Here is a 23,633-nt window from a genome sequence, read left to right on the forward strand (position 1 = left end):
ATTCAACATTTCGATGTGTACCTACCGTTGATGCAAAACTGTCAGGTGGCTAGATTAATATCATGCAAAGAAAAAATATAATTCCCTTTTTGTTTTTGGCAATCGTCCTTGTGATCAGTGCTTGTACCGCTTCGGGGGCGTCCTCTGTTGAATCAACGGCTGATCGTGTGGCGAGTGAAGGCGTCGTTCGGATTGGTGTTCGCTTTGATAATCCACCCCTGAGTTATCTTGAAGAAGATGGCGAATGGGTCGGTTTCGATGTTGATCTCGCGAATGCGTTGGCAGAAGAACTGGGTTATGAAATTGATCTGGTTCAGGTCGATGGAACCACCCGGATCAGCTTCCTGCAAGAAGGCAAAGTTGATATTTCTGTGGCAAGCATGAATCACACACGCTCAAGAGATGAGGCCATTGATTTTAGCATCACCTACTTTTGGGATAATCAATCCTTTTTGATTCGCAAAGGCACTTATGCAACCTTGGAAGAGATTATGGGCCAAAAAGTCGCAGCAAATGCGGGTAGCTCTACTATAGACTCATGGACGAACTATTCCACAACCCATGGTGGGCCCGCGCCTGAAATAGTTGAATTTTCCGATAAGCTGGCTGCAATGCAAGCCCTGCGGGATGGTGCCGTGGAGGGCTATACCGAAGACAATATCACCCTCCTGGCCCTCGCAGCTGGAGACCTTAATCTGGAACTCATCCCCGGAGGGCATAATAAGGTCCAATTTGGGGTTGGCCTGCCTAACGATGATTCAAGCTGGCGCGATCAGGTTAACTTTGCGCTTCAGGAACTCTGGAAAAAAGGCACTTATCATGAAATCTATAATCGATGGTTTGTTGGACCAGATGCCGTGGTTCCATTGCCACTAAGTGGCGAGATGGAAATTTGGCCCTAAAAAAAAACAGATTGAGGATTTGATACAATTCTACTTATCCTGGACAAATTTAGAAAAATAAAATGACCAATCTAACCCTGACCAATATCACCAAAGAATACGAGCCGGGTAAACCTGTTCTGACAAATCTCGATCTTCAGATCAAATCGGGTGAACTTCTTGCGTTACTTGGCCCTTCAGGGAGTGGGAAAACAACCGTTCTGCGTTTAATTGCGGGGCTGTTGGCCCCCACATTTGGTGAGATACGTTTTGATGGGATATCGGTAAATAATATTCCTCCCGAAAAGCGGGGCGCAGTAATGGTTTTCCAAAATCACGCCATCTTCCCATTTATGTCGGTTGAAGAAAATGTTGCCTTTGGCTTAAGAGTTCGGAAAATGAAGCAAGCCAAAATTTCAGAAAGAGTCGAAAAGGCCTTGAGCGCAGTCAAACTTTCTGGTTTTGAAGATCGCCACCCAGCCTCATTATCAGGCGGTCAACGCCAGCGGGTGGCTCTCGCTAGGGCATTGGTGGTTGAGCCGAAGGTTTTGCTATTGGATGAACCGCTGAGTAATCTTGAGCCCGCTTTGCGAATCGAATTACGGGAAACGATCCTTTCTATCCAAAAAGACTTGGGCATAACCACTATTTTTGTGACCCACGATCAGGAAGAGGCGATCACAATTGCGGATCGGGTGGCACTACTGCTGGATGGACGTCTACGCCAGGTTGGTTCACCAAATCAATTCTTTGAGCAACCAGCAGATATTGATGTGCTTCAATTTTTTGGAGGTGCCAATATACTCCAGGGAGTCAAGCGTGGCAGCAGCGTAAAAACCAATATTGGAAAATTGGAAGTCTCTCAAATAGATTGGCCTGATGGAGTTGTAACGCTCTCCATTCGCCCTGAGGCAGTCGAAATTGGTGCAAATGGATATAATAACCTGTCAGCAGAAATCCTTTCACAAAAAAATTTTGGATCCAGAATACAGGTCGATTTTTTGGTGGAGGGGCAAATCTTAAGTTCTTCTGTTCAATCTCATCACCGGTATGATAAACACGCAAAGGTTGTTTTGCATATACCCAAAGAACGCATCCACTTAATCCCTTTCTCGTAAGGAGATAAAAATGAACTCGATAATAACCAAAGATGATCAACGCACACCTCTGGGTTGGGTCGCATTATTGCGCATTATGCTTGGCATACTTTTCCTGACAACCTGGGGAAGCAATTTCACCAAAGGCTTTTACACGCCTGATGGATTGCAATACTTCTTTACAGAAGTCTTTCCTCAAAGTGCCAACTCCCTGGGGTGGTACGCTGCCTTTATCGACAATGTCATCCTCCCGATCCGGGGTGTTTTTGCACCGGTTCAGCTCGTTGGGGAATTCCTTATGGGACTATTCCTGCTGATTGGTATATTCACCCCGATCACCAGTGGAATCGCTGCCTTTTTCATCATCAATACCTTTCTCGCCACTTTTGGGCATGATTGGCCCTGGAGCTATGTCACAATTTTGGGCATTCTCTTCGTTGTATTCATGACAAAATCAGGGCGCAGTTTGGGGTTGGATGCCTGGCTTCTGAAAAATCGTGGCGAACCAAAAATCCCTTTCTTGTGGTAATGGCTTCTATCAGATAAGAGGTATATGAATTGAGATTTATAGAAATTCTTTATTTTTTATGCGCTACGCTTCTGGCCCTATATGGCTATAATTCTCTCGTATTGGCCTGGTTCAGAGTAAAACGGCATAAGCCCACCGTCATCAAAAGATTTAATACAAACGATGATCGACCTTATGTAACTGTTCAACTTCCAATTTACAATGAGCGCTATGTTGTTGAACGTCTTATCGAAGCCGTTGGGGATCTAAAATATCCTCGCCACCGTCTCCATATCCAGGTTTTGGATGATTCCACAGATATTACAAGGGAGATTGTTGCTCAGGCCGTAAAAAAACAGCGTCTAAAAGGTCTGGATATTGAACATATTCAAAGACCTGATCGATATGGATATAAGGGAGGCGCACTGGAATTTGGGCTTGATTCCGTAAAAGGAGAGTTTATCGCCATATTTGACGCCGATTTTTTACCCTCACCAGATTATCTTGAAGAAATTATGCCCTATTATCAAGACAGCCCCGCTATTGGCTGTTTACAAGCTCGTTGGGGGCATATCAATCAGGAAGCTTCCTGGTTAACGCGGGCACAAGCCAACGGGATCAATGGGCACTTCATAATTGAACAAGAAGTTCGCTGTGGACATGATCTCTTTCTGAATTTCAACGGTACCGCAGGTGTTTGGCGAAAAACATGCATAGAAGATGCGGGGGGATGGCACCACGATACCCTGACCGAAGATCTGGATCTCAGTTATCGTGCCCAACTCAAAGGTTGGCAAATCAAATATATTCCCCATGTTATTGCTCCGGCAGAGCTCCCGGTCCATATTAATGCCTTTAAACGGCAGCAATTTAGATGGGCGAAAGGCAGCATCCAGACCGCTCGAAAACTGCTAAAGGACTTGTGGCATTCATCAAATTCCTTTATCAAAAAAGTTGAAGCTACAATTCATCTTACCCATTATATTGTCCATCCGCTGATGCTATTCAATCTGATCATAGCCTTACCCCTCATATTGCTTAAAAGCTCGTTTCTTTGGATAACACCGATTTTTCTGTTTGCAGCAATTGGTCCGCTGCTGATGTATTGGGTTGCGATGGGAGAAAAAGAAGAAACCAATCTTAGGAAAATCTATAATCTTGCAATGTTATTAGTATTAGGCATGGGGCTTTCTCTCAATAACTCACTTGCAGTCTTTGAAGCATTATTAGGAAAGCAGAGCGCCTTTTTGCGAACACCGAAATTCAATATCAGCGAAGAAAATATCGCTATTAAGATCAACGAATATATATTGCCACGTGATCCTTTCGCCTGGCTTGAAATTTTATTGGCACTCTATGCAACCGGATTGCTGTTTTTTGTTTTAACCAAGGGGATTTGGAGTCTCGTTGTATGGCTAATATTTTATGCAGGCGGTTATTTTTATATCGCCGGCTTGAATTTTTGGCAAGCACAAAAAAGAAGTTATGAGCAATAGGGATAGGGCTTACGTTTTTTATAGTCCTTGTCCCAATGCTCTGCGTTGGGGAATTGTAGACAAGCTACAACGCAGCGAGATAAAGGTATTTTGCGTAAGTCCTGAGAAAGTTATATAAACGAAAAGACATCCGAAATCTATTGGTTTCGGATGTCTTTTTAATTGCTTCTTTTTCTCTTAGTCGAGATTACCAGTGGCAATCGCCTTCTTGACCTCACCGATAGCCTTTGTAATTTGAATATCGCGCGGGCAGGCGACGGTGCAGTTGAAGATCGTGCGGCAGCGGTAAACACCGAATTGATCGTTTAGAATTTGCAATCGTTCGGCAGCGGCTTTGTCTCGGCTATCAAAAATAAAACGATGCGCATTGACAATAGCAGCTGGGCCAACGTATTCTTCATTTGCCCAGAAGGAGGGACAGGAAGTGGTGCAGGCGCCGCACATGATGCATTTGGTGGTATCGTCAAATCTTTCGCGATCTTCGATGCTTTGAAGGCGTTCCTGTGCAGGATCAGGCTCATCATTGACAAAGAAAGGCATGACCGATTCGTAATGGATGAAGAAAGGCTTCATATCAACGATCATATCTTTGAGCACAGTCAGACCCAGCATTGGCTCCACCGTGATCTTATTTGTTCCCAGATCCTGGACGAGGGTCTTGCAGGCCAGCATATTCTCACCATTGATGCGCATTGAGCAGGAGCCACAGACACCATGTGCACAGGAGCGGCGGAAGGAGAGGGTGCCATCTTCATAGCCCTTGACCTTTTCCATCAGATCAAGCACGCGGTCGGTTGGCTCAACCTCCATTTTGAAAGTGTCGTAATGAGGTTTCTTATCTGTTTCCGGGTTATAGCGGAAGAGTTTCAATGTTATTTTTTTCATCATATCCTCCTAGTAGACCCGTTTTTTCGGTTTAAATTTAGTGAAGACCACATCCTTGTAGTCCAGCTTGACATCATCTTCCTTTAGCCAGGCAAGGGTATGTTTCATCCATTTTTTGTCGTTTCGTTCAGGATAGTCATCGCGGGCATGGGCGCCACGGCTCTCTTTGCGCTTCAACGCAGAGACGGTGGTCACTTCGGCGATATCGAGCAGGTTGCTCAATTCCCAGGCGTTCAGGATATCCATATTGAATACAGAGCCTTTATCATCCAGCTTGATATTTTTGAAGCGGACTTTCAACTCGCGGATTTTCCCGAGGGCTTTGCTCATCCCCTCTTCTGTGCGGAAGACACCGACATGATCGAACATGACCTCTTTCATCTCGTTACCAATATCAGAGATGTGTTCATCGCCATCGGAATTGCGCAAGGCTTCAAGTTGTTCTTCTGCAAAAGCTGCGGGATTTTCAGGAAGCGGAATATAGCCTGAATTCCTGGCATATTCAGCAGCCTTCAGGCCAGAGTGTTTGCCAAAGACAACCAGATCGAGCAGGGAGTTGGTTCCCAAACGGTTGGCTCCGTGAACCGAAACACATCCATTTTCGCCAACTGCATAAAGGCCGGGTAAGATCTTATTCTTTTTGTCAACGACAACCTGACCAAATTTATCCGTTGGAATACCGCCCATGCCATAATGTGCTGTCGGCTGGACAGGCATTGGCTGTGTGACAGGGTTGATGCCGAGATAGGTTTCGCAGAAGTCAATGATGTCGGGAAGCTTGCTGAGGATTTCCTCACTCGTGACACGATAGGGGGTTCCGTCCGGGCGCGTGCGTCCGTCGAGAGTCGCATATTTGTTGACCATCTCAGGCGTAACATCAAGATAGAGATAACGCTTCCCTTCGATGCCGAGACCTGCTTTCATTTCGAGATACATGGCCCGGCTGACCACATCCCGGGAGGCCAATTCCTTGACGTTGGGAGCATAGCCTTCCTTTTCCATAAAGCGCTCCCCTTTGCCATTGATCAGTACGCCGCCTTCGCCGCGAACACCTTCGGTAATGAGGATACCCATTTTATAGATGCCGGTTGGGTGGAATTGGAAGAACTCCATATCCTGCGCGGGGATGCCGCGACGCAGGGTAATCGCAACCCCGTCACCGGTATAGGCATAGGCATTGGAGGTGATCTCCCAGACACGTCCCCAGCCACCAGTCGCGAAGATAACAGATTTAGCGTGGAAGACGTGTATTTCACCTGTCGCAATTTCAAGGGCGACAACACCAGCGACACCATCGTCTGTCACGATCACGTCCAGCGCTTGGAATTCATCATAGAAGGTGACTTTATTTTTTATGCTTTGCTGATAAAGGGTTTGCAGGATCATATGACCGGTACGGTCCGCCGCATAGCATGCGCGGGTGACCGGCCTGCCAGTATCGTTATTGGTATGACCGCCGAAAGGGCGTTGATTTATTTTGCCATCTTCGGTTCGGCTGAAGGGAAGCCCCATATGTTCCAGCTCGTAAACTATGCTGGGAGCCTCCTCGCACATGAACTCAATCGCGTCCTGATCGCCGAGATAATCACTTCCCTTGACGGTGTCGTAGGTATGCCATTCGGGGTGATCTTCTTCGAGATTGCCCAGCGCAGCGCCGATGCCGCCCTGCGCAGCACCAGTATGAGAACGTGTAGGATATAGTTTCGAGATAACAGCCGTCGAAGCGGTTTTCGATGCGTATAATGCGGCCATCAGGCCTGCGCCACCGGCACCCACAACAACGACTTCAAATTGATGTTGTTTCATGAAGTCACTCCTCTTATGAAGCCAAAACTACGTAGATGGCCACAAGCAAGATGAAAAGCCAAAGGAAAAAAATGAAACCGCGCCAGAGGACTCTCCACCAGCTACTACCAATAAAATCTTCCACAACCATACGGAGACCGTTGATGCCATGCGTGACGCCAAAGAAGACCACCAGCATCTGGATTATTTGCCAGAAGGAATTGATCCAGGGTTCGAGGTTGACGATGTCGCTGCTAATGACATGGCTGGGGTTGGGGAAAAATGTCCAGCGGAGGAGCGTGCTGATATCGGTTTGGGTGCGGGCTCCCATGATGAGGGCGGCCACCAGGCCGGTCAATCCCAGGGCATATAGGGCCAGTGCCGAAAGTCGCATGAAAAGCCACATGATATAGTCAAGATTGAAACCGCGTTTTGCTACAGTTCGTGAACTCATCTGCATCTCCTCCTAGCCACCCAGCGCGTCTTTGAGCACAACAACGAGCACAAGACCATAGATGGGGATAAAGGTAAGCCATTGCAGCCAGATTGCTTCGCGCTGGTATTCCAGCAGAGCAGGCCAAAGGTCGAGGATGACGACGCGCAATCCATTGACTGCGTGAAAAATTACGAGGAAGAAAAGTGCCAGTTGGAAGATCCAGTTTTCGTAAATAGTATTGATGGCGATCCCCACCTCACTGCCAAATTGCTGGGTGAGAAAACCGGCAATAATATGACCTCCAACAAAAAAGACCATTGCCAAACCACTAAGGCGATGCATGATCCATGCCCACATTGGGCCGCCCCCTTTGTATTTTAGTCCCGTGAAGAGACTAACTTTCCGGTTTAGAGCCATTTACGCCTCCTGATTGGAATATCGTTATACCTGGTCCAGACATAAAATCGAAGAGATTTACTTGTTAGAAAAACAATCATCAGATTGTATTATAACGGGAACGGATAAATTATCCCATTCAGGCCTGGACATAGAAAGTGACAATGTACATAGATATTTGGTTTCAGTCTTCCTCTAAAAAAGATTAAATAGACCTTTATAATCCTTTAGTGCAAAATGTATTAAAATACGTATGGTTTTTAAGTAAGTATTTGTCTGAAATTCTATATACTCTGCAATGAACTCCCAAGGAGGTACGCATGGCAGGTTCCAGCCGAATAAGCCGGCGAGATTTTGTTAAGGTTGTTACGATCGCATTGAGCTCCGTCATGGGGGCTGCGCTGGGCATCCCCGTGATTGGTTATCTGATCGACCCGGCGCTCAAGGTCCAATCCAGTGAGGCCTGGATACCGCTTGGCCCGTTGGAAAATTTTCCTCTTGGCTCGCCGAAATCTTTTTCATTTACCCGTTCGAGTGTCAATGGATGGGAAAAAACAGTGAATAGTTACGGTGGTTTTATTTTACGTAAAACCGAAACCGATCTCCTGGCTCTCTCCAGTCGTTGTACGCACCTGAGCTGCAGTGTCAATTGGGACGAGGGAAATAATAACTACGCCTGCCCCTGCCATGCTGCACATTTTGGCTCAGAAGGCGAAGTCCTTGATGGCCCGCCTCCTGCCCCCCTCGATCGCTATGAAACAAAGATCGAAGAGGGCAACCTCTTTATCTTCTTCCAGAAAGGCTAAAACCTATGTTCAAAAAAATCTATGCTTGGCTGGATGAACGGGTAGGGTTCGACGGTCTGTATAAAAATCTGCTTGACCGTCCCGAACCCCATGGGAATTGGTGGAATACGCTCGGGAGCGCAAGCTTGTTTCTGTTTATCATGCAGGGTGCCACCGGGATATTTCTTACCGTTTACTACACCCCCTCACCGGATCATGCTTATGACAGCATTCAGTATATTATGAACGGGGTTGCCTTCGGCTGGTTGATCCGCGGGATCCATCATTGGGGCGCGTCTCTGATGGTTTTGATTGTTTTCATCCACATGTTGCGTACCTTTTTCTCGGCATCTTATAAATATCCCCGTGAGTTGACCTGGATCGTCGGCAGCCTGCTCTTCCTGCTGACCCTGGGAATGGGCTTCACAGGCTATTTGCTCCCCTTCAACCAGCGGGCTTATTGGGCAACTGTTGTCGCGACTGAGATCGGTGGGGTCGTGCCCGGCATTGGGGATTTTATCCTGAAGGCTTTGCGCGGCGGCACGGATGTGAGCGCCCTGACGCTCTCACGTTTTTTCTCCGCCCATATCTGGATGCTGCCCGCCGCTTTGGCTGGCTTGATCGGCGTTCACCTTTATCTGATCATGCGTCATGGTGAATCTGCATACCCCGACCAGGATGATTAAGGAGCACACCGATGAATGATGACTTCAAGAAAAAAGTAAACGAAAAATACGAAGAAAAGTTGCAAAAAGGTGAACGCTTCTGGCCCGATAGCATCTACAAAGATCTGTTGGTCTCCTTTGCTCTTTTCATATTGTTGATCGGCCTGGCGACTTTTATCGGGATCCATCCCGAACCCAAGGTTGATCCCACAGATGCCTCTTATGTGCCCCGTCCCGAGTGGTATTTTCTTTTCCTCTTTGAATTCCTGAAATACTTCCCCGGCGAGATCGAGTGGGTTGGTGCGGCAGTTATTCCGGGCATTTTAGTGTTGGCATTGATCCTCCTTCCGTTATACGATAAAAATCCCTTTCGCCATTACTCCAAAAGAAAGTTTGCGATTGGGTTAATGACCTTTATTGTGATCGGGATGATTGGGTTAACGATCAACGCGGTTATTACAACGCCTCCCCAGGTCGAGACCGAAATTGCCGGAAGCCTCACCGAACAGATCGTCCTCGGCCAGGATCTGTATTCCATCCAATGTGTGGAATGTCACGGCCCGGATGGGGAAGGCGGTGAGATCGCCGGTGTTGAAGGTCTTGAGGGTGTGATCGTCAAATCGATCAGCAGCACCGACGAGATGTATACCCGAAACGATGGCAGCCTTTTTGACATTATCGCTTACGGTCAGCCAAACCTGGGTATGCCTCCTTTTGGCGGCGCTTATGGTGGAGAACTAACTCCCAGCGAAATCGAATATATGGTCGCCTTTATGCGCTATAGCTGGGACGACCGTGCTGAAATCCCTGCTGACGCAGTTGCGGCATCTGCGATCCCCACATTGGCAGAGGGCGAAGTGCCTTCCTATGAAGTCCATATCTCCGCAGTTTCCAAGCGTTATTGCATGTCCTGTCATCGTGAGGGCAAAGAGAATAACGAATATCTGATGGGGAGCTACGAGGAGATCCTCAAGAGTGGTAATAATGTGCCCAACCTGGTTGCTGGCGATTTGAATAGCATCCTTCTCCAGACAATTCAGCAGAACGAAGTGATCGGTGTGGATGATGAGACGATCGGTGTGATGCCGCCCAAGAAAGAATTGAAGCCCGAGTTTGTTGATATGTTCATCCGCTGGGTCGAAGCCGGGATGCCTGAATCTGCTTCCGAAGCCGCTGCGCTCAGCGTCGAAGTAGCCCCTGAGGTTGAGGGAGAAGTTGCTCCTGAAGCAGGGGTTGAAGAAACGCCAGCGCCGTAGATAAAATTGACTGATTCAAAAAAGGCCATCCTGAAAAGGATGGCCTTTTTCTTTGCAGCAATCTCTTTCAGGCGGCTTGAGATAAACGAGCCAAGCGTGTTGAACATTCAAGCAGCGCGCGGCCTGTGTGGTAGGCGACCTTCCAGGGATTGCCGATATTGGCATCAATTGGCTGACCTTTGCGATCCAACAAGGTCCGAAACTCACCGATAGCATGGTTGATCATATGCGTATTGACGAATTCCCAGACATTCTCAAAGGCATCAAAATAACGATCGTTGCAAAAAGATTCATACCCATCCAGGAACCCAACCAATACCTCTGCATTCTGCCAGAATTCCTTTTCTTTGATAATAGCTTTACCATCGGCGATACCATCCCGGTAGATGCCGCCGCATTCCCAATCCACGCCATGCTGGAGGGCGTGGTCCAATAATCTTTTCATGGCCGGTTTATACGGTTCCAGCGGTAAATCACCGGTTTGGATCGCAAGATTCATCAGCCAGGAGAGTTCCACGTTATGCCCATAGGAGGTGGTATCTGTTGGAACAGCAGGGGTTTCCCCGGCACGTTCAGCGTTCCAGGTGCGATTCAGCGCAATGGCGGGTATCGGGTTGAAATCCAGATCCACCTGGTTGCGCCCGCAGCCAGTTTCAGGATTGATCAGATGCCGGAGGATCAACTCCACCTGTGCTCCCAATTTGGCGCGGTGAATTTGAAGCCCGGAAGCCGCATAGAGGCTGGTGAATGCTTCCATCAGATGCATATGTGTGTCCAGCCCTTTCCGGTCGCCGCCATAAAAACCAGGATCCGAAACTTGCCACTCGCGTTCCAGATTTTCAAAATACCCGCCTCGCAAAGTATCCGCACAGTAGATTTGCAGCAGGTCAAAAGTGCGATTGGCATATTCGAGCACGCGATGATCCCGGGTGGCGCGATAGTATTCCGCCGTGGCGTAAATGGCAAAACTCTGACCGTAGACCGATTTACCATCATCCAGTTTTGCACCGTCACGCCGTGTCTTCCAAAACCAGCCGCCATGCCGGGCATCCCAGAAATGCCTGAGCAGGAAGTCCATACCCTGTTGAGCCATCTGGCGATATGCTTTCTTATGTGGGTAATGACGGGTCAGGGTTGAGAACCACCAGATCAAGCGGCATTGTGTGTTGAGATATTTTTCGGGAGTTCCCAGATCCTGACCCTTTTCATCGAAGTTGGTCAGGAAACCGCCAAAGTCCTTATCCAGGCTGCGCTCCAGCCAAAATGGGATCACACCGTCTTCGAGCGCATTTGAGACCTGTTGATGGGCAGCTTGAATTCTTTCTTTGGTGATTGACATGGATTAGTTCCTTATGACAGGAAAACATCTACTTATAAAGAGAAATATAGACCAGACACAAAGCACCCTTCGTTGCTCGATTGAGAAAATAAATCATGTTTTGAGTGATAGGGATATTGATGATTGCAGCGTAGAAGTTTTCCCCACTCTCAAGTTGCGGGAAACCGACTAACAACCAAATAATCCAGCTGATGATGAATATCCCTATAAAAACTTTGCTTGGCCTGGATATGCTGAACCTGCCAAAAGCAAATCCAACCAGGACGGTCAGCGCTATCCCGACCTGGATCACAAATTCTCTGAGTTCTGCTCCCGCCATGCGCCATGGAAATGTGTAGAAAGAGAGCTTATAGAGTGCCTCAAATGTGAATAGGAAAGACAACGCGGCAATCAATGCGATGGAAACTGCTTGCAAGTCAGTATCAGATTGCCAATGGAGGACTCCACGAATGAGAATGATCCCAACCATAATGATTGTTGTACCATCTACCCAATTCAGCTGTTCAATATACACAATACCGCTAAACCGTTGGTATAAGGGAACTGTGATCATGAACCCCGTTAACACCAAGGTAAGCAAACTAAGCGGTCTTTGAATCATGGAGTCGCGAAACGTTGTTATAAATTGTTTCATATCGTTTTTTTACAAATTGTGCCCATCCGACGAAGAGCCGCTAAACCAGCGATCTAATGGATTGCATACCGCCTTATCTTCGGTACCAGATAAAAACTTCCTCGCCAATAATGTCCAACTCCCCCAGATTATACATCCTCTTTTTCCTTCTTGACAAAAAGTAATTCTCGCGTACAATTAGTACAATTATACAATTAGTACAATATCTAAACTTATGAACCCAAACGATCTTACCCCCCTTGTCTCCCGCATCCGCCTGGATTTTCGTTCCGGCGTGCCGATCTATACCCAGGTCATGGAGCAGATCGAGCAACTGGTTGAAGCCGGTGTTTTGCAGCCTGGCGATCAGTTACCCACGGTCCGCGCTTTGGCGCAGGAGTTGCGGGTTAATTTCAATACCATTGCTCGCGCTTATAGACTGCTGGATGAAGCCGGCATCATCTCCACCCAACAGGGACGCGGTACCTATATCCTTGAAGCGAGGGCAAGCGAGAAACCGGAGGATATCAGGGCGCAGGCCTTGCAGACCCTTTCCCAGCGTTTCCTGCAGGATGCCCTGCGATTGGGGTATCAACCGGATGAGTTTTTGAAAATCCTTGAAAAAGAAATTACGGATTGGCGTCAGTCCGAAGAAAAATAGAAGTGAGGAAATCATGTCTCCAAAATCAAAAAGTAGTGAAATCAACAAGACGAAAAAAGATGCCCAGGATTTGCACATCTCTGGAATCGCCGGATTGATCTTTGGCTTCTTTATGCTGGTCGCTGTTATCGGTGCGGCCATTTTTGACTATCAAAATAGGCCGGATGCATGGATCGGCATCTGGGTAACAGCAATGACGATCATTGGGATCTATGTCTTATTTGCCTTCAAAGTTGCCTCTCAATGGGATAAAGCCATCGTGCTCCGATTTGGGAAATTCCGTTCGCTTTCCGGGCCAGGCCCATTTTGGATCATCCCGATTGTTGATACCATCCCCAACTGGATCGATCATCGTGTCATGGTGACGCCCTTTGCCGCAGAAAAAACGCTTACAAAAGATACTGTTCCAGTGGATGTGGACGCCGTCCTTTTCTGGGTTGTCTGGGATGCTGAGAAGGCTGCCCTTGAAGTGGAAGATTATCAGGTCGCGATTGCCTGGGCCGCCCAGACTGCCCTCCGCGAAGTGATCGGTCAGATGACCCTCGCCGACATTCTGGTTGGTCGGGCGAAGATGGACGAAGATCTGCAGAAGATCATCGACGAGCGCACAACCCCCTGGGGTGTGACTGTCCAATCCGTGGAGATCCGCGACATCGTCATTCCGCAGGAATTGGAAGATGCCATGAGTCGTCAGGCACAGGCTGAGCGTGAACGACAGGCGCGTGTCATCCTCGGAGAATCCGAAATGCAAATAGCAGGCTCTTTTGCCGAGGCATCAAAAGCCTATGCCAATAATCCCACCGCCTTACATCTGCGAGCCATGAACATGCTCTTTGAAGGCTTGAAGGAAAAGGGTGCTTTGGTGATCGTCCCCAGCAGCGCTGTCGATACAATGAATCTTGGCGGTCTGAGTGGGATGGTATCTTTGGCGCAAAACAATCTGCCTGAAGAAGAGTAATGTGTTGTTTCACATGAAACATCAGGATAAAGGACATACGCAGTCCACCTTTTCCTCTACGCAATGCTCTGCGTTGCGGCTTGTCATAATACCCAACGCAGAGCATTGGGACAAGGGCTATAAAAATGGATAAGTCCTAAAGATAATGAGATTCGTAGGAGAGTACTATGAGCACAAAACTGACAACTATTTTAGTAAGTATCATCATCCTGATTTCAGTAATTGCAGGTGTCGTAGTCTACGATTTATTGCCCGACCCAATGGCATCCCACTGGGGTGTCAACGATGTGGTTGATGGGTATATGAGTAGGTTCTGGGGTGTCTTTATGATGCCCATAGTTTCTTTGGGAATGTTTCTGCTTTTCCTGGCTATACCGCACCTTGATCCCCTCAAAGAAAATGTGGCTAAATTTCGCGAGGCCTTTAATCTCTTCATCCTTGTGATCATGCTGTTCCTGGGATATATCTGGAAGCTGACCATCTTCTGGAATCTCGGCTGGACCTTTTTCAAAATGAGTACAGCGATCCTGCCTGCAATGGGATTGCTTTTCTTTTTCATTGGCTACATGCTCCGCAAAGCAAAGCGAAATTGGTTTATCGGTATCCGTACCCCCTGGACCTTGAGCAGTGATACCGTTTGGGATGAGATCCATCGACTTGGCGCAACCCTGTTCATGGTCTCAGGAGTGATTGCCATCCTTGGCATATTCTTCGGTTCCAATGCGATCTGGTTTATCCTTGTCCCTGTTCTTGGGACAACTTTATTCCTCTATATTTATTCTTATATTCTTTATCAACGCGAACTTAATACACTATAAGTAAATTTTCAATATTATTATTTCACGTCACTGCGAGCTGCCTTTGCGAAGCAGTCTCCCTCATTGAAATGGAGATTGCTTCGGCGAAAAAACTACCTCGCAATGACGATGAAGGAATTGTTGTTTTTAGTTTCCAGTGTCTATAAAGCGGCTGAATAATTCAGGGAGATTGCTATGACAGATTTTGCCCAATGGGAATACCGCGTTGAAACCATCGGTTCCGCCTTTGGTACAAAAGATGAGGCCATTCAGGATACCCTGGATGAATGGGGTGAGGAAGGCTGGGAAGCGATCAATGTCTATACCCCCAGCAATAGCGCCAAAGTGACCATCGTCGCCAAACGCCCGCTGACCAGAACGTCCCGTCGCCATCGTAATTTGCCATCCTAGGAGAAAATATGATTAACCGCAAAGCCCTGACAATCTTTATCGTGATTGCCTTCCTGATCGCCTGGCCTTTATTTCTTCTGCCCCTGGCCTTCAAAAATGAGGACGCGCAAATCCAGCAGATCGTGACGACAGTTGCTTATTCCCTCGCCATGTGGGGACCGGGGATTGCGGCCATCGTTGCGACCCTCACCTCAGGCGGATCATTCCGTGATCTGAATCTGGGACGACTGGGCCCGAAACGCTTTTACCTTTGGGCCTGGTTGCTCTTCCCGATCCTGACAGTTGTGGCAGGCTTGGTGACCGTCTTATTTGGAATAGGCGAATTTGATCCCAATCTGACAACTGTCAACGAGACCATTGCTGCACTCCCTGACACGGGCGCACTGACCTCGTCATTGCTGATTGCGATCCAGATCGGTGCTGCGCTGACAATCGCTCCACTGATAAACGTCATCTTTGCTTTGGGCGAAGAGCTTGGCTGGCGTGGATTTCTGCTGCCAAAGTTGCTTCCTCTTGGCCAATGGAAGGCCATTCTCATCAGTAATCTTATTTGGGGATTTTGGCATGCGCCCGCCATAGTGATGGGCTTGAACTATCCAGGTTATCCAATTGCCGGGGTTTTTATGATGGTTGTCTTCACCCTTCTGGTCGGCATAATTATGAGCTGGTTATATCTCAATACCAAAAGCCCCTGGACTCCCGCCCTCGCGCATGGTTCCTTAAATGCCATTGCCAGCTTGCCGATATTATTCCTCATACCAGGCATTGATCTGGCAATTGGTGGGACCCTTGCCAGCGTGATGGGGTGGATCCCATTGGCGATATTTGTTTTATGGCTTTTGGGGTCCCGGCGTGTTCCGGTCATCATCGAGTCGCTGAAAGCAGAAAATATTGACCAGCGGTAGCAGGTTCAAATTGCAGGAGAGAGACTGATCATCTCTCTCTTTTTTTATCAGAAAATGGCCATATACAAACAAGAACAAATGTTCTAAAGTAAAATGGAGGTTGTTTATTATTATCCTTTAGAGCAAAGCCCAAATCATCAACAGCCGATCACCCGCCTGCAAGGTTTGGTTAAAATCCGCACTATTTATTCTTCATTACCACTTGGCAACTATATACTCAGAAATGACAAAAAAACAAATTCTTGGATTAATCGTGGTCCTGATCCTATCAGGAGTACTCGGCTATGGCATGCTCACAAGCGGGCATAATTGGGCCTATAGTGATTTTGCGGCCTATATCATGCAGGCAAGGAGTATCATCGACGGTGATCTCACCGGTTTTATTTTTCATAATACAGTTACCGTTCTCGAGTCGGATGTACCAGTTGGTCCGATAGCCTATCCTTGGGGATACCCGCTCCTCCTCGCCCCGGTTCTGGCGCTGATGGGAATCAGCACGTTGAGTATGAAATTGCTCAACATTCTCTTTTATCTTCTTTTTCTCCTTTGTCTCTTTTTTCTTCTCCGAAAGCGCCTGTCATATTTTGATTCGCTTGCTTTAATGGCCATCTTTGCCTTCAATCCAGTTTTCTTGAATGCGCAGGATAGTATCCTCTCTGATATTGTCTTCCTCTTTTTTTCAACGTTTGCCCTCTTTTTAATCGATAGACAGGATGCTGTACCCTCCTCAAATGGATCGGGATACGCCAGGTGGATTCTCATCGGGGGCATGATGTTTGCCGCTTTCTTCGTCCGGACAAATGGCTTGCTACTGCTCCCCACCTTGATTGCCTACGAGATATTTCTTCTCGTTAAAGGGAAGATGGATTTTGTTGAGATCAAAAAGAATATTCTCCTGTTGGCAACGCCTTACCTCGTCTTTTTTGCTTTGTGGATACTGACCTCTCTGATTTTCCCCGATGGGCAGGCTTCTCACTTATCCCTTTATGAAAACTTCCGTCTTTCCCAATTATGGCCCTATTTACTCTTTTATTTGAACCTTGGTCAATCCTTTTTTGCAGAAATCGCCTATGCTCAAGTTTTATACGGCATTTTTTGTCTTTTCTTTCTTGCCGGTATATTTCGGAAATTTAAAGAAAATATCCTCTTTATTCTCTACTTTGTTCTGACTCTCTTGCTTTATATCTCCTGGCCTGCTCTACAGGGAATTCGTTTTCTCTTCCCCATTATTCCGGTTTTCATTTACCTCGCGGCGCAGGGATTTGGCGCGGTTCTTTCCTTCATGACAGAAAGAACCTCAAAAATCTTCCAGCTTTTTTACCGCGGGGTTTTGATCTATTTGGCGCTTGCTTTCTTTGTCATTTCCGGGCAGGGAGCTTTGGGGAATTTAGCCAGCGAGAGAGAAATCCATGGGCCATTCGACGAGGTCGCTATTGAGTTATTTGACTATGTCAAGAAGAATCTGCCCGAAGATAGCCTGATCATTTTCTTCAAACCCCGCATCATGCGCCTGATGACCGGGCGTGATTCAATTCTTGTCTTAACATGTGAAAATCTTGAGCATGGAGATTATGTGGTTATTAATAAAAAATGGGAGGATATGGGGCAGATCGCGCCTGAAGAAATCACTTCCTGCCCGATTGGTCTGGAAAAAATCTATAATAATCGCCGGTTTGTAGTCTATCAGATCGAGACCATACCCTGATCTTCTCTTTCAAGATAAGCGACTGCCTTCCCTTTTTCATCATCCATAACGAGGCTAAGGTGATGCTTGGGGAGAAAATCTTTAACATCGATTACCCTCAGGCATTTCATAAGAGATTCATCTGCGCTGATCCAGTCCTGGATGTGGTTGGGGGTCTTGTAGAAGAATTTTCTGTTGAAGATGACATCCTCATCATCAAGGTAGATTGCCAGGGGGTAGATTTTCGCTTCCATCAAATCCTGAAAAAAGTGGGTCCCAAAGGATGGCTCGGGGGCGGTTCCGACGCCCTCGCCAGATAGCTCGACCAAAGCACGGGTATTATAGATATCTGCGTAGCCGATATGCACGCCCAAATCCGGGCTTGATGTTCCCCAACGTCCAGGCCCCACAGCGATATAGATTTCTTTATCCAACGCTGCGTTAAGGTGACCGATCGCTCGTTCCAATTTATTTCTCTCACCTTGGGAGGCAATACTGAAATACCCTTCAGGAGGAACAAAGAGGACATACCGTATATTGCTAACGCTGCCACGCGGTACCATTCGTCTGGTGGAAAAGATTATTTTTTTCTTGGCAATTTTGGAGGGCAGATTAACTTCTTTCCCTTCTTCTATTTGACTTTGCGGACGGCATTGGAGGATGGTGATTTCTACTTTGGGTTGGATAGATCTTGGTTCGAGAATTTTTATGGCGAATTCTGTGTCAACCGGGGCTTTATAATGTTTTTCAAGTAAGCTGAGCGCCGTTTTCATATGCTCTGCAAATTTTGTCCTTCGGAGGAGTTCATCAAAATTGATCACCAGTTTCTCTTTATCAATTAGATTGGTGTGTAGGGAAGAGAGAAAGCCGCCTTCGATATTTTGCGCAATATAGCGAAGTGGCGCGTAGCGGGAATTGACCACCTCGCTAACAGGTAAGGCGCGAAATTCATTGGTTTTGAGATCGATCAAATCAACGTATTGCTGGGAATACCGTTGAATGGCTTTGATATTATCAGCCGGTTGCAGGAGGGGGCGACTGAGCGCAACCAGGCGAGGATAATCATTGCCCGTTTGGTCAACAGCCCGTGTACCCAGGCCCCAGACCAGGCGCAGGAAACCATCTTCCCGACGAATATCAGGAGACCAGCGATAGAGATTGCGGCTGAAGGCCACGCCTGCGCCGTGTGGCAGGAAATAGTCACCAACTTTTTCTCCCTCAACAAATTGGATCAATATGGCAATCCGTTCATCGTAGTCAATCAATCCTACCTGAGCACGATAAACGATTGGTTCAAGTCTCAGTGCACTGGCGTAGACACGGGCAATTGCATCCGTGAGGGCGGCCAGATTTTCTTCAACGCTTCCCTGGTTGGGACAAAAAAAGCTTTCGTATTTTCCCGCAAAGGAGGAGCCAAAATTATCTTCCAGCAAACTGGACGAACGCACGATCAGCGGTTGTTTTCCAGCTTTTTCAATCAGCGCTCTCAATGGTTCGAGAATCTCATCCGGAAATTTTGATTCGCAAAATTCTTTCAGCAATTTTGGATAATCTTCTCTGATCACCTCTTCTGGCTCATATTTTTGATCTGCCCACCTCATCAGTCCGTTATTTTCCATAAAGTCATACATCACACCAGATCCAAGATAGTAAGAGTCTGGGGTGCGTATCAGTGCTTTAATCTCATCTGGCGCGACCTCTGCAAGAATGCGGGCGGCAAGGAGCATCCCGGCGCTTTTACCGCCAATCTTCCCTTCTCCGATCTTCCTTTTACGGATTTTTTGAAGATCAGAGATCTGAAACCATTCTTTGGCAATTTTGATATAGGCAAGCTGGTCACTGATCAGCGTACGAATTAGTACGACCTTGATGTCCTGGAGGCGCGCTTCAAGAATTTCTCGCTGATCAGGAGGTAAACTTTCGATGGCGGTAGCCTGATCAAAGATCATATCTTGCGGGGCAAGCTCAGGATTAAAGGTGATGAGATCTGGTGTCAGGCTGCCGCGCTCCGCAAGGATTTTGACGATGATCTCCTCAAGATGATCGTAGGGAAAATTATAGGCAAAATAAAAATCAGTCAGTGAATCTCGAATTCGTGCCAGGCGTAGTTCCCAGATTTCCGAAGTCTCTTCACTAAAAGGATCACGCAGCCCCTCGCGCTCCTGGGAGATGACCGCCTTTTCACGCGCCTCGGTGTTAAAATTTTCCCGGGAAATGATACCGCGTTCAAATAGCTCTCTGCGCATTCGGGCCCGGATACGGCTGCTCAACACGGGATATTGGTTGAGAGTGAGATAAATATTAAGGATGCGATCAGAAGAAGGGGCAGCTAAGGTCATATGTGTTTTCTTATGGATATGCAAAAAATGTCAGGGTAATAATCATCCCTGACACTTTACTCTTTATCTTTGGGTTTGTAAACCTTCAAACCGGAAATTATCCCAGGTGCATAGGCATAATGACGTGGGTAAAGTCATCATCTCCAACCGGGCGGATCACACCAGGTGCGTTCGGCGCAGAGGTCTCAAGCGCCACATTCGGCGTCTTTGTGATTTCCAGGACCTCACGAAGGAACTTGACATTGAATGCGATCAGCAAACCAATCCCATCTACTGTTGCTTCGACAATGGTCTCATTTGAACCAGTTTCCTCCGATTGTGCGGAGATTTCCACCTCGCTAGGTTCCATATCATTGGCAGCAGCTTTAATCTCAAAGCGGGCAACATTCGTCCCATCGCGGGCGAAGATTTCTGCCTGCTTGCAGGCTTTTAGCAACGCCGCGGTTGAAACCAGTGTTCGGGATTTGTATGAGCGTGGGATGATCTGCTCATAATCAGGGAAGGTGCCATCAATTAATTGCGAAACCAATTCTGCATCTTTTACGCGGAAGATTACCTGCCCGCGGCCTTTGGGAACAACCATAGAGATTGTCTCAGTGCCATCCCCGGCAATCCGCGCTAATTCGCTGAGAGCGCGGGCCGGGATGATCGCATTGATAGGCTCTGCAATTGGTGATGAGAGGGTTGCCTTGCGTACCGATAAACGAAATCCATCAGCTGAGGCCATCACGATTTGGTCGCCATTTACTGTGACCAAAACACCCATCAAAACAGGGCGAGCTTCATCTGTGGATGCTGCAAATACGACTTGCTGGATCATCTCTTTGAAATCAATGACATTCAAGTGGATCGCCCCATCCATATCCGGAGTGGTCAGTGGAGGAAATTCCTGTGAGTCAATACACTTTATATTATTGATGGAGGCACCACTTCGAATATTCAGTGTTTGCGTGCCACTATCAAGATTTAGTATTGCCTGATCGCCGGGCAAGGCATTTACCAGATCTGAAAATGTGCGTGACGGAGCCGTCGTTGAACCTTCTGTTTCAACCTTTGCAGGAATCCAGGCAGTAATTCCCAACTCCAGATTTGTAGCAGAGAGTCGTAAACGTCCCTCGTCGCTGGCGATCAACACATTTGCCAGAACCGGGAGCGTACTCCGTGGGGAAACAGCACGGGAAACGACCCCTAAACCGCGGGCCAAATTTTCTTGAAGGACGGTTACTTTCATGCCTGACCTCTTTGTGAATTATTATGGATGGATTTTCAAAAGTATATCATTAAACTCCCTAGCTTCTTGCAAGCATGGCCCCACAAAATCGGGTAAAATCTTTCTGGTGAAAACAAATTTTTAAAGGTGAGCAGATGGCTTTAAGAAAAATAATAACCGTGCCAGATGAAGTTTTACGACGCAAGGCACGAGAAGTAAAAAAATTTGATGATAATCTTCGAACATTGATCGACGATATGGTCGAGACCATGCGTGACGCTCCCGGCGTTGGGCTTGCTGCCCCACAGATCGGCGTTCTTGAGCAGGTGGTGGTGATCGAGTTTGCCGAGGCGAAAGAGAACGAGGAAAACGAGGAAGATGAAGCTCCCCCGCCAAAATTATATGTGGTCGTAAACCCCGAGATAGCACGCATGTCCAGCGAGAAAGTGATGGGTGTGGAAGGTTGTCTCTCTGTCCCTGGCATCGTTGGGGATGTGGAACGCTCCACATCCATCGTGGTAAAGGGAAAAAACCGGAATGGACAGAAGATCAAGCTGAAACTCAATGGTTGGGTGGCACGCATTTTTCAGCATGAGATCGATCACTTAACCGGTGTCTTGTTTACCGACCTTGCCGAGAGTATCTGGCAACCCGAAGAAGATTATGTAGATAATGTTTAATACGCGAAGGCGTGAAGCGTGAAAAGTAATTCGGTTCTTTGGCTTTTAGTGTGATGATTTGCCGAAAAGTGAGTCGCATCTGCATTAACGAGATTGGTTCATCGCTTGAATATCGCCTGATTAAAGGGAATCAAAGCAAAAGTCGGGTGCGGCGCACTCCGATCCAACACAATCACTCTAAGACCAGTAAATTTTTGTTTACGCTTCACGAATCACATTTCACTCATCACCTCTTATGCACCTGACCCACCTTTCCCTGACCAACTTCCGTAATTTTGCCCGCCTGGATATGGATATTCCACGAGGGTCTGTTTTGCTGGTCGGCAGTAATGCGCAAGGTAAGACCAGCATTCTCGAAGCGATCTATTTTTTGGCGGCCTTCACGTCATTCCAAACAAATTCAGATCGGCAATTGATCAACTTCATATCCGCACGCAGCAAGGAACTTACCGTTGGGCGCATCGTTGCGGACTATAAAAGCGGAGGCGCCAGCCATCGTTTGGAGGTGCGGCTGATCTATGAACCAGTCGGTGTTAACGGAAAACGTCTCCGCAAAGAGATATTATTAGATGGAGTCAAGCGTTCAGCAAACGAGGCTGTCGGTCACTTCAACGCGGTGCTATTTGTCCCGCAAATGTCGCAGATCATTGAGGGCGGCCCGGATGAACGTCGTCGTTATCTTAATCAGACCCTGGCGCAAATCATCCCGGCTTATGCGCATACCCTGAGCGAATATGCGCAGGCGGTGTCGCAGCGCAACGCCTTGCTCAAGCAGTTATCAGAGCGCGGCGGAGACCCCGACCAACTCGCATTTTGGGATGAAACGGTAACAGATCGGGGTGCGCGGTTGATCCTTTGGCGGATTCAAGCCATTCAGGAGTTGGAAACGCTGGCGGCACGCATCCATCGAGAATTGACGCACGGATCAGAGGTGCTCCGATTAGCCTATCAACCAGCCTTCGATCCCTTGGCAACACCACAAAAACAATTTGCCTTGAAGATGGAAACGGAGACGGATCGCTCCGGATTTGAACTTGATCCCATTAAACAAGCTTTTGCCGAGCGTTTGATAGCCTTGCGTAGCGAGGAGATCGCTCGCGGTGTGACAACCATAGGCCCGCATCGCGATGAACTGAGATTCATGGCAAGCGGGACAGATCTGGGTCATTATGGGTCACGTGGGCAGATCCGCACGGCCTTGCTCTCGCTCAAGTTGGCCGAGGTGGATTGGATGAAGAATCGGTCTGGCGAATGGCCCGTCATTTTGCTGGATGAGGTCATGGCTGAGCTGGATTCGCAGCGTAGGCAAGATTTATTACAATATTTGGGAAAAAGTGAGCAGGCCTTGCTCACCACAACGGATAGTCAGTTTTTTACGGAAGAATTTATTCAAAGGGCAAGCGTCTGGGAAGTGCAAAAGGGGACGGTGCGAAATAGCTGATCTTTTTAGATAGAATCGAAGGAGAAAATATGTCTGTCAGAAAATTTGCGGATGCAAATGTGGTTGAAGTTAAAGCTGGTAGCAAAACAACGATGCAGGTTTTGATCTCGTCAGATGAAGGGCCTAATTTCGCAATGCGCCGCTTTGAAATTCAGCCCGGTGGCGGAATGCCAAAACACACCAACGAAGTGGAACATGAACAGCTTGTCTTGAGCGGGCGGGCCCGCATCACGATAGGAGACGAGGTCTACGAGGTGGAGAAGGATAATGTGGTCTTTATTCCCGCTGGGGTGCCACATTCGTATGAGAGTATTGGTGATGAGCCATTTGCCTTTATTTGCTCAGTGCCAAATCTCCCAGACAAGATCGAGATTTTGGATTGAATATCAAAGGGCCCTTTATTTG

24 protein-coding genes are annotated in these 23,633 nt (G+C 47.5%); 16 read left to right on the plus strand and 8 right to left on the minus strand.

The features are described from left to right. Nucleotides 1-62: 62 nt before the first annotated feature. From AC3DOM_RS01970 to AC3DOM_RS01985, 4 genes are all read left to right on the plus strand, one after another. Nucleotides 63-902, plus strand: coding sequence for a transporter substrate-binding domain-containing protein (locus AC3DOM_RS01970; RefSeq protein WP_487917344.1), 840 nt, complete (start codon nt 63-65; stop codon nt 900-902). Between the two features lie 62 nt (nt 903-964). After that, nucleotides 965-1,999: an ABC transporter ATP-binding protein gene (locus tag AC3DOM_RS01975; protein ID WP_487917345.1), complete on the plus strand. Its 1,035-nt coding sequence runs from the start codon at nt 965-967 to the stop codon at nt 1,997-1,999. 10 nt (nt 2,000-2,009) lie between these two features. After that, the gene (locus AC3DOM_RS01980; protein ID WP_487917346.1) at nt 2,010-2,507 is read left to right on the plus strand and encodes a DoxX family protein; all 498 of its coding nucleotides are present in this window, start codon (nt 2,010-2,012) and stop codon (nt 2,505-2,507) included. Nucleotides 2,508-2,536: 29 nt separating this feature from the next. Then, nucleotides 2,537-3,982: a glycosyltransferase gene (locus AC3DOM_RS01985; protein WP_487917347.1), complete on the plus strand. Its 1,446-nt coding sequence runs from the start codon at nt 2,537-2,539 to the stop codon at nt 3,980-3,982. Between the two features lie 177 nt (nt 3,983-4,159). Here AC3DOM_RS01985 and AC3DOM_RS01990 read toward each other — a convergent pair whose 3' ends face one another. Genes AC3DOM_RS01990 through AC3DOM_RS02005 form a run of 4 tightly spaced genes read right to left on the minus strand, consistent with a single transcriptional unit; the run spans nt 4,160 to nt 7,505 of the window. Then, complete coding sequence (locus AC3DOM_RS01990) at nt 4,160-4,867, minus strand: succinate dehydrogenase iron-sulfur subunit (protein WP_487917348.1); 708 nt, start codon at nt 4,865-4,867, stop codon at nt 4,160-4,162. A gap of 9 nt (nt 4,868-4,876) precedes the next feature. Further along, complete coding sequence (locus tag AC3DOM_RS01995) at nt 4,877-6,673, minus strand: FAD-dependent oxidoreductase (protein ID WP_487917349.1); 1,797 nt, start codon at nt 6,671-6,673, stop codon at nt 4,877-4,879. Between the two features lie 13 nt (nt 6,674-6,686). Further along, nucleotides 6,687-7,106 (minus strand): hypothetical protein, encoded by a 420-nt coding sequence (locus AC3DOM_RS02000; protein ID WP_487917350.1) that lies wholly within the window; start codon nt 7,104-7,106, stop codon nt 6,687-6,689. A 12-nt stretch (nt 7,107-7,118) separates the two neighbouring features. Then, a complete protein-coding gene (locus AC3DOM_RS02005; RefSeq protein WP_487917351.1) occupies nt 7,119-7,505 on the minus strand; it encodes a succinate dehydrogenase/fumarate reductase transmembrane subunit in 387 nt (128 codons plus the stop codon). A 299-nt stretch (nt 7,506-7,804) separates the two neighbouring features. On the opposite strand from AC3DOM_RS02005, the gene AC3DOM_RS02010 reads away from it, so the two are divergent. Genes AC3DOM_RS02010 through AC3DOM_RS02020 form a run of 3 tightly spaced genes read left to right on the plus strand, consistent with a single transcriptional unit; the run spans nt 7,805 to nt 10,190 of the window. Then, entirely contained in the window at nt 7,805-8,290 is a 486-nt protein-coding gene (locus AC3DOM_RS02010; protein WP_487917352.1) for a QcrA and Rieske domain-containing protein, read from the plus strand. 5 nt (nt 8,291-8,295) lie between these two features. Beyond that, nucleotides 8,296-8,955 (plus strand): cytochrome b, encoded by a 660-nt coding sequence (locus tag AC3DOM_RS02015; protein ID WP_487917353.1) that lies wholly within the window; start codon nt 8,296-8,298, stop codon nt 8,953-8,955. Nucleotides 8,956-8,966: 11 nt separating this feature from the next. Further along, complete coding sequence (locus AC3DOM_RS02020; protein WP_487917354.1) at nt 8,967-10,190, plus strand: c-type cytochrome; 1,224 nt, start codon at nt 8,967-8,969, stop codon at nt 10,188-10,190. A 67-nt stretch (nt 10,191-10,257) separates the two neighbouring features. On the opposite strand, the gene AC3DOM_RS02025 is transcribed toward AC3DOM_RS02020, so the two are convergent. Then, on the minus strand, nt 10,258-11,529 hold the full coding sequence (locus AC3DOM_RS02025) for an AGE family epimerase/isomerase (RefSeq protein WP_487917355.1): 1,272 nt from the start codon (nt 11,527-11,529) through the stop codon (nt 10,258-10,260). 28 nt (nt 11,530-11,557) lie between these two features. Further along, nucleotides 11,558-12,163: a hypothetical protein gene (locus AC3DOM_RS02030; RefSeq protein WP_487917356.1), complete on the minus strand. Its 606-nt coding sequence runs from the start codon at nt 12,161-12,163 to the stop codon at nt 11,558-11,560. Nucleotides 12,164-12,377: 214 nt separating this feature from the next. On the opposite strand from AC3DOM_RS02030, the gene AC3DOM_RS02035 reads away from it, so the two are divergent. The 6 genes from AC3DOM_RS02035 (at nt 12,378) to AC3DOM_RS02060 (ending at nt 17,579) form a co-directional block, all read left to right on the plus strand. Then, nucleotides 12,378-12,803, plus strand: a complete 426-nt coding sequence (locus AC3DOM_RS02035; protein WP_487917357.1) for a GntR family transcriptional regulator — start codon at nt 12,378-12,380, stop codon at nt 12,801-12,803. A 13-nt stretch (nt 12,804-12,816) separates the two neighbouring features. After that, nucleotides 12,817-13,761 carry a slipin family protein gene (locus tag AC3DOM_RS02040; RefSeq protein ID WP_487917358.1) on the plus strand — a complete coding sequence of 315 codons (945 nt, stop codon included), beginning with the start codon at nt 12,817-12,819 and terminating at the stop codon, nt 13,759-13,761. A gap of 167 nt (nt 13,762-13,928) precedes the next feature. After that, nucleotides 13,929-14,579 (plus strand): SdpI family protein, encoded by a 651-nt coding sequence (locus AC3DOM_RS02045; protein WP_487917359.1) that lies wholly within the window; start codon nt 13,929-13,931, stop codon nt 14,577-14,579. A 174-nt stretch (nt 14,580-14,753) separates the two neighbouring features. Next, on the plus strand, nt 14,754-14,969 hold the full coding sequence (locus tag AC3DOM_RS02050; protein ID WP_487917360.1) for a hypothetical protein: 216 nt from the start codon (nt 14,754-14,756) through the stop codon (nt 14,967-14,969). Nucleotides 14,970-14,977: 8 nt separating this feature from the next. Beyond that, the gene (locus AC3DOM_RS02055) at nt 14,978-15,874 is read left to right on the plus strand and encodes a CPBP family intramembrane glutamic endopeptidase (protein WP_487917361.1); all 897 of its coding nucleotides are present in this window, start codon (nt 14,978-14,980) and stop codon (nt 15,872-15,874) included. Nucleotides 15,875-16,097: 223 nt separating this feature from the next. Further along, on the plus strand, nt 16,098-17,579 hold the full coding sequence (locus tag AC3DOM_RS02060; RefSeq protein WP_487917362.1) for a hypothetical protein: 1,482 nt from the start codon (nt 16,098-16,100) through the stop codon (nt 17,577-17,579). Here the strand turns inward: AC3DOM_RS02060 and AC3DOM_RS02065 are convergent. Both AC3DOM_RS02065 and dnaN read right to left on the minus strand, forming a co-directional pair. After that, a complete protein-coding gene (locus AC3DOM_RS02065) occupies nt 17,558-19,897 on the minus strand; it encodes a PEP/pyruvate-binding domain-containing protein (RefSeq protein WP_487917363.1) in 2,340 nt (779 codons plus the stop codon). The two genes, AC3DOM_RS02060 and AC3DOM_RS02065, sit on opposite strands and share 22 nt — an antisense overlap. 97 nt (nt 19,898-19,994) lie before the next feature. After that, nucleotides 19,995-21,128: a DNA polymerase III subunit beta gene (gene dnaN, locus AC3DOM_RS02070; RefSeq protein WP_487917364.1), complete on the minus strand. Its 1,134-nt coding sequence runs from the start codon at nt 21,126-21,128 to the stop codon at nt 19,995-19,997. Between the two features lie 134 nt (nt 21,129-21,262). On the opposite strand from dnaN, the gene def reads away from it, so the two are divergent. The 3 genes from def to AC3DOM_RS02085 all read left to right on the plus strand — a co-directional run bounded on the left by def (nt 21,263) and on the right by AC3DOM_RS02085 (nt 23,611). Then, the gene (def, locus tag AC3DOM_RS02075) at nt 21,263-21,787 is read left to right on the plus strand and encodes a peptide deformylase (protein ID WP_487917365.1); all 525 of its coding nucleotides are present in this window, start codon (nt 21,263-21,265) and stop codon (nt 21,785-21,787) included. Between the two features lie 235 nt (nt 21,788-22,022). After that, nucleotides 22,023-23,228 (plus strand): DNA replication/repair protein RecF, encoded by a 1,206-nt coding sequence (gene recF, locus AC3DOM_RS02080; RefSeq protein ID WP_487917366.1) that lies wholly within the window; start codon nt 22,023-22,025, stop codon nt 23,226-23,228. Between the two features lie 29 nt (nt 23,229-23,257). Further along, nucleotides 23,258-23,611 carry a cupin domain-containing protein gene (locus tag AC3DOM_RS02085; RefSeq protein ID WP_487917367.1) on the plus strand — a complete coding sequence of 118 codons (354 nt, stop codon included), beginning with the start codon at nt 23,258-23,260 and terminating at the stop codon, nt 23,609-23,611. Nucleotides 23,612-23,633: the final 22 nt, after the last annotated feature.

This window comes from Candidatus Desulfolinea nitratireducens (genome assembly GCF_982879505.1).

Excerpts from the sequence above, each read along its gene's own strand:
- AC3DOM_RS02085 (WP_487917367.1), top strand. The coding sequence starts at position 23,258 with ATGTCTGTCAGAAAATTTGCGGATGCAAATGTGGTTGAAGTTAAAGCT.
- AC3DOM_RS02050 (WP_487917360.1), top strand. The coding sequence starts at position 14,754 with ATGACAGATTTTGCCCAATGGGAATACCGCGTTGAAACCATCGGTTCC.
- AC3DOM_RS02055 (WP_487917361.1), top strand. The coding sequence starts at position 14,978 with ATGATTAACCGCAAAGCCCTGACAATCTTTATCGTGATTGCCTTCCTG.
- recF (WP_487917366.1), top strand. The coding sequence starts at position 22,023 with ATGCACCTGACCCACCTTTCCCTGACCAACTTCCGTAATTTTGCCCGC.
- AC3DOM_RS02065 (WP_487917363.1), bottom strand. The coding sequence starts at position 19,897 with ATGACCTTAGCTGCCCCTTCTTCTGATCGCATCCTTAATATTTATCTC.
- AC3DOM_RS02035 (WP_487917357.1), top strand. The coding sequence starts at position 12,378 with ATGAACCCAAACGATCTTACCCCCCTTGTCTCCCGCATCCGCCTGGAT.
- AC3DOM_RS02030 (WP_487917356.1), bottom strand. The coding sequence starts at position 12,163 with ATGAAACAATTTATAACAACGTTTCGCGACTCCATGATTCAAAGACCG.
- AC3DOM_RS02060 (WP_487917362.1), top strand. The coding sequence starts at position 16,098 with ATGACAAAAAAACAAATTCTTGGATTAATCGTGGTCCTGATCCTATCA.
- AC3DOM_RS02025 (WP_487917355.1), bottom strand. The coding sequence starts at position 11,529 with ATGTCAATCACCAAAGAAAGAATTCAAGCTGCCCATCAACAGGTCTCA.
- AC3DOM_RS02005 (WP_487917351.1), bottom strand. The coding sequence starts at position 7,505 with ATGGCTCTAAACCGGAAAGTTAGTCTCTTCACGGGACTAAAATACAAA.
- AC3DOM_RS02000 (WP_487917350.1), bottom strand. The coding sequence starts at position 7,106 with ATGAGTTCACGAACTGTAGCAAAACGCGGTTTCAATCTTGACTATATC.
- AC3DOM_RS01980 (WP_487917346.1), top strand. The coding sequence starts at position 2,010 with ATGAACTCGATAATAACCAAAGATGATCAACGCACACCTCTGGGTTGG.
- AC3DOM_RS01990 (WP_487917348.1), bottom strand. The coding sequence starts at position 4,867 with ATGAAAAAAATAACATTGAAACTCTTCCGCTATAACCCGGAAACAGAT.
- def (WP_487917365.1), top strand. The coding sequence starts at position 21,263 with ATGGCTTTAAGAAAAATAATAACCGTGCCAGATGAAGTTTTACGACGC.
- AC3DOM_RS01975 (WP_487917345.1), top strand. The coding sequence starts at position 965 with ATGACCAATCTAACCCTGACCAATATCACCAAAGAATACGAGCCGGGT.
- AC3DOM_RS01970 (WP_487917344.1), top strand. The coding sequence starts at position 63 with ATGCAAAGAAAAAATATAATTCCCTTTTTGTTTTTGGCAATCGTCCTT.
- AC3DOM_RS02040 (WP_487917358.1), top strand. The coding sequence starts at position 12,817 with ATGTCTCCAAAATCAAAAAGTAGTGAAATCAACAAGACGAAAAAAGAT.
- AC3DOM_RS01995 (WP_487917349.1), bottom strand. The coding sequence starts at position 6,673 with ATGAAACAACATCAATTTGAAGTCGTTGTTGTGGGTGCCGGTGGCGCA.
- AC3DOM_RS02020 (WP_487917354.1), top strand. The coding sequence starts at position 8,967 with ATGAATGATGACTTCAAGAAAAAAGTAAACGAAAAATACGAAGAAAAG.
- AC3DOM_RS02015 (WP_487917353.1), top strand. The coding sequence starts at position 8,296 with ATGTTCAAAAAAATCTATGCTTGGCTGGATGAACGGGTAGGGTTCGAC.
- AC3DOM_RS02045 (WP_487917359.1), top strand. The coding sequence starts at position 13,929 with ATGAGCACAAAACTGACAACTATTTTAGTAAGTATCATCATCCTGATT.
- AC3DOM_RS02010 (WP_487917352.1), top strand. The coding sequence starts at position 7,805 with ATGGCAGGTTCCAGCCGAATAAGCCGGCGAGATTTTGTTAAGGTTGTT.
- dnaN (WP_487917364.1), bottom strand. The coding sequence starts at position 21,128 with ATGAAAGTAACCGTCCTTCAAGAAAATTTGGCCCGCGGTTTAGGGGTC.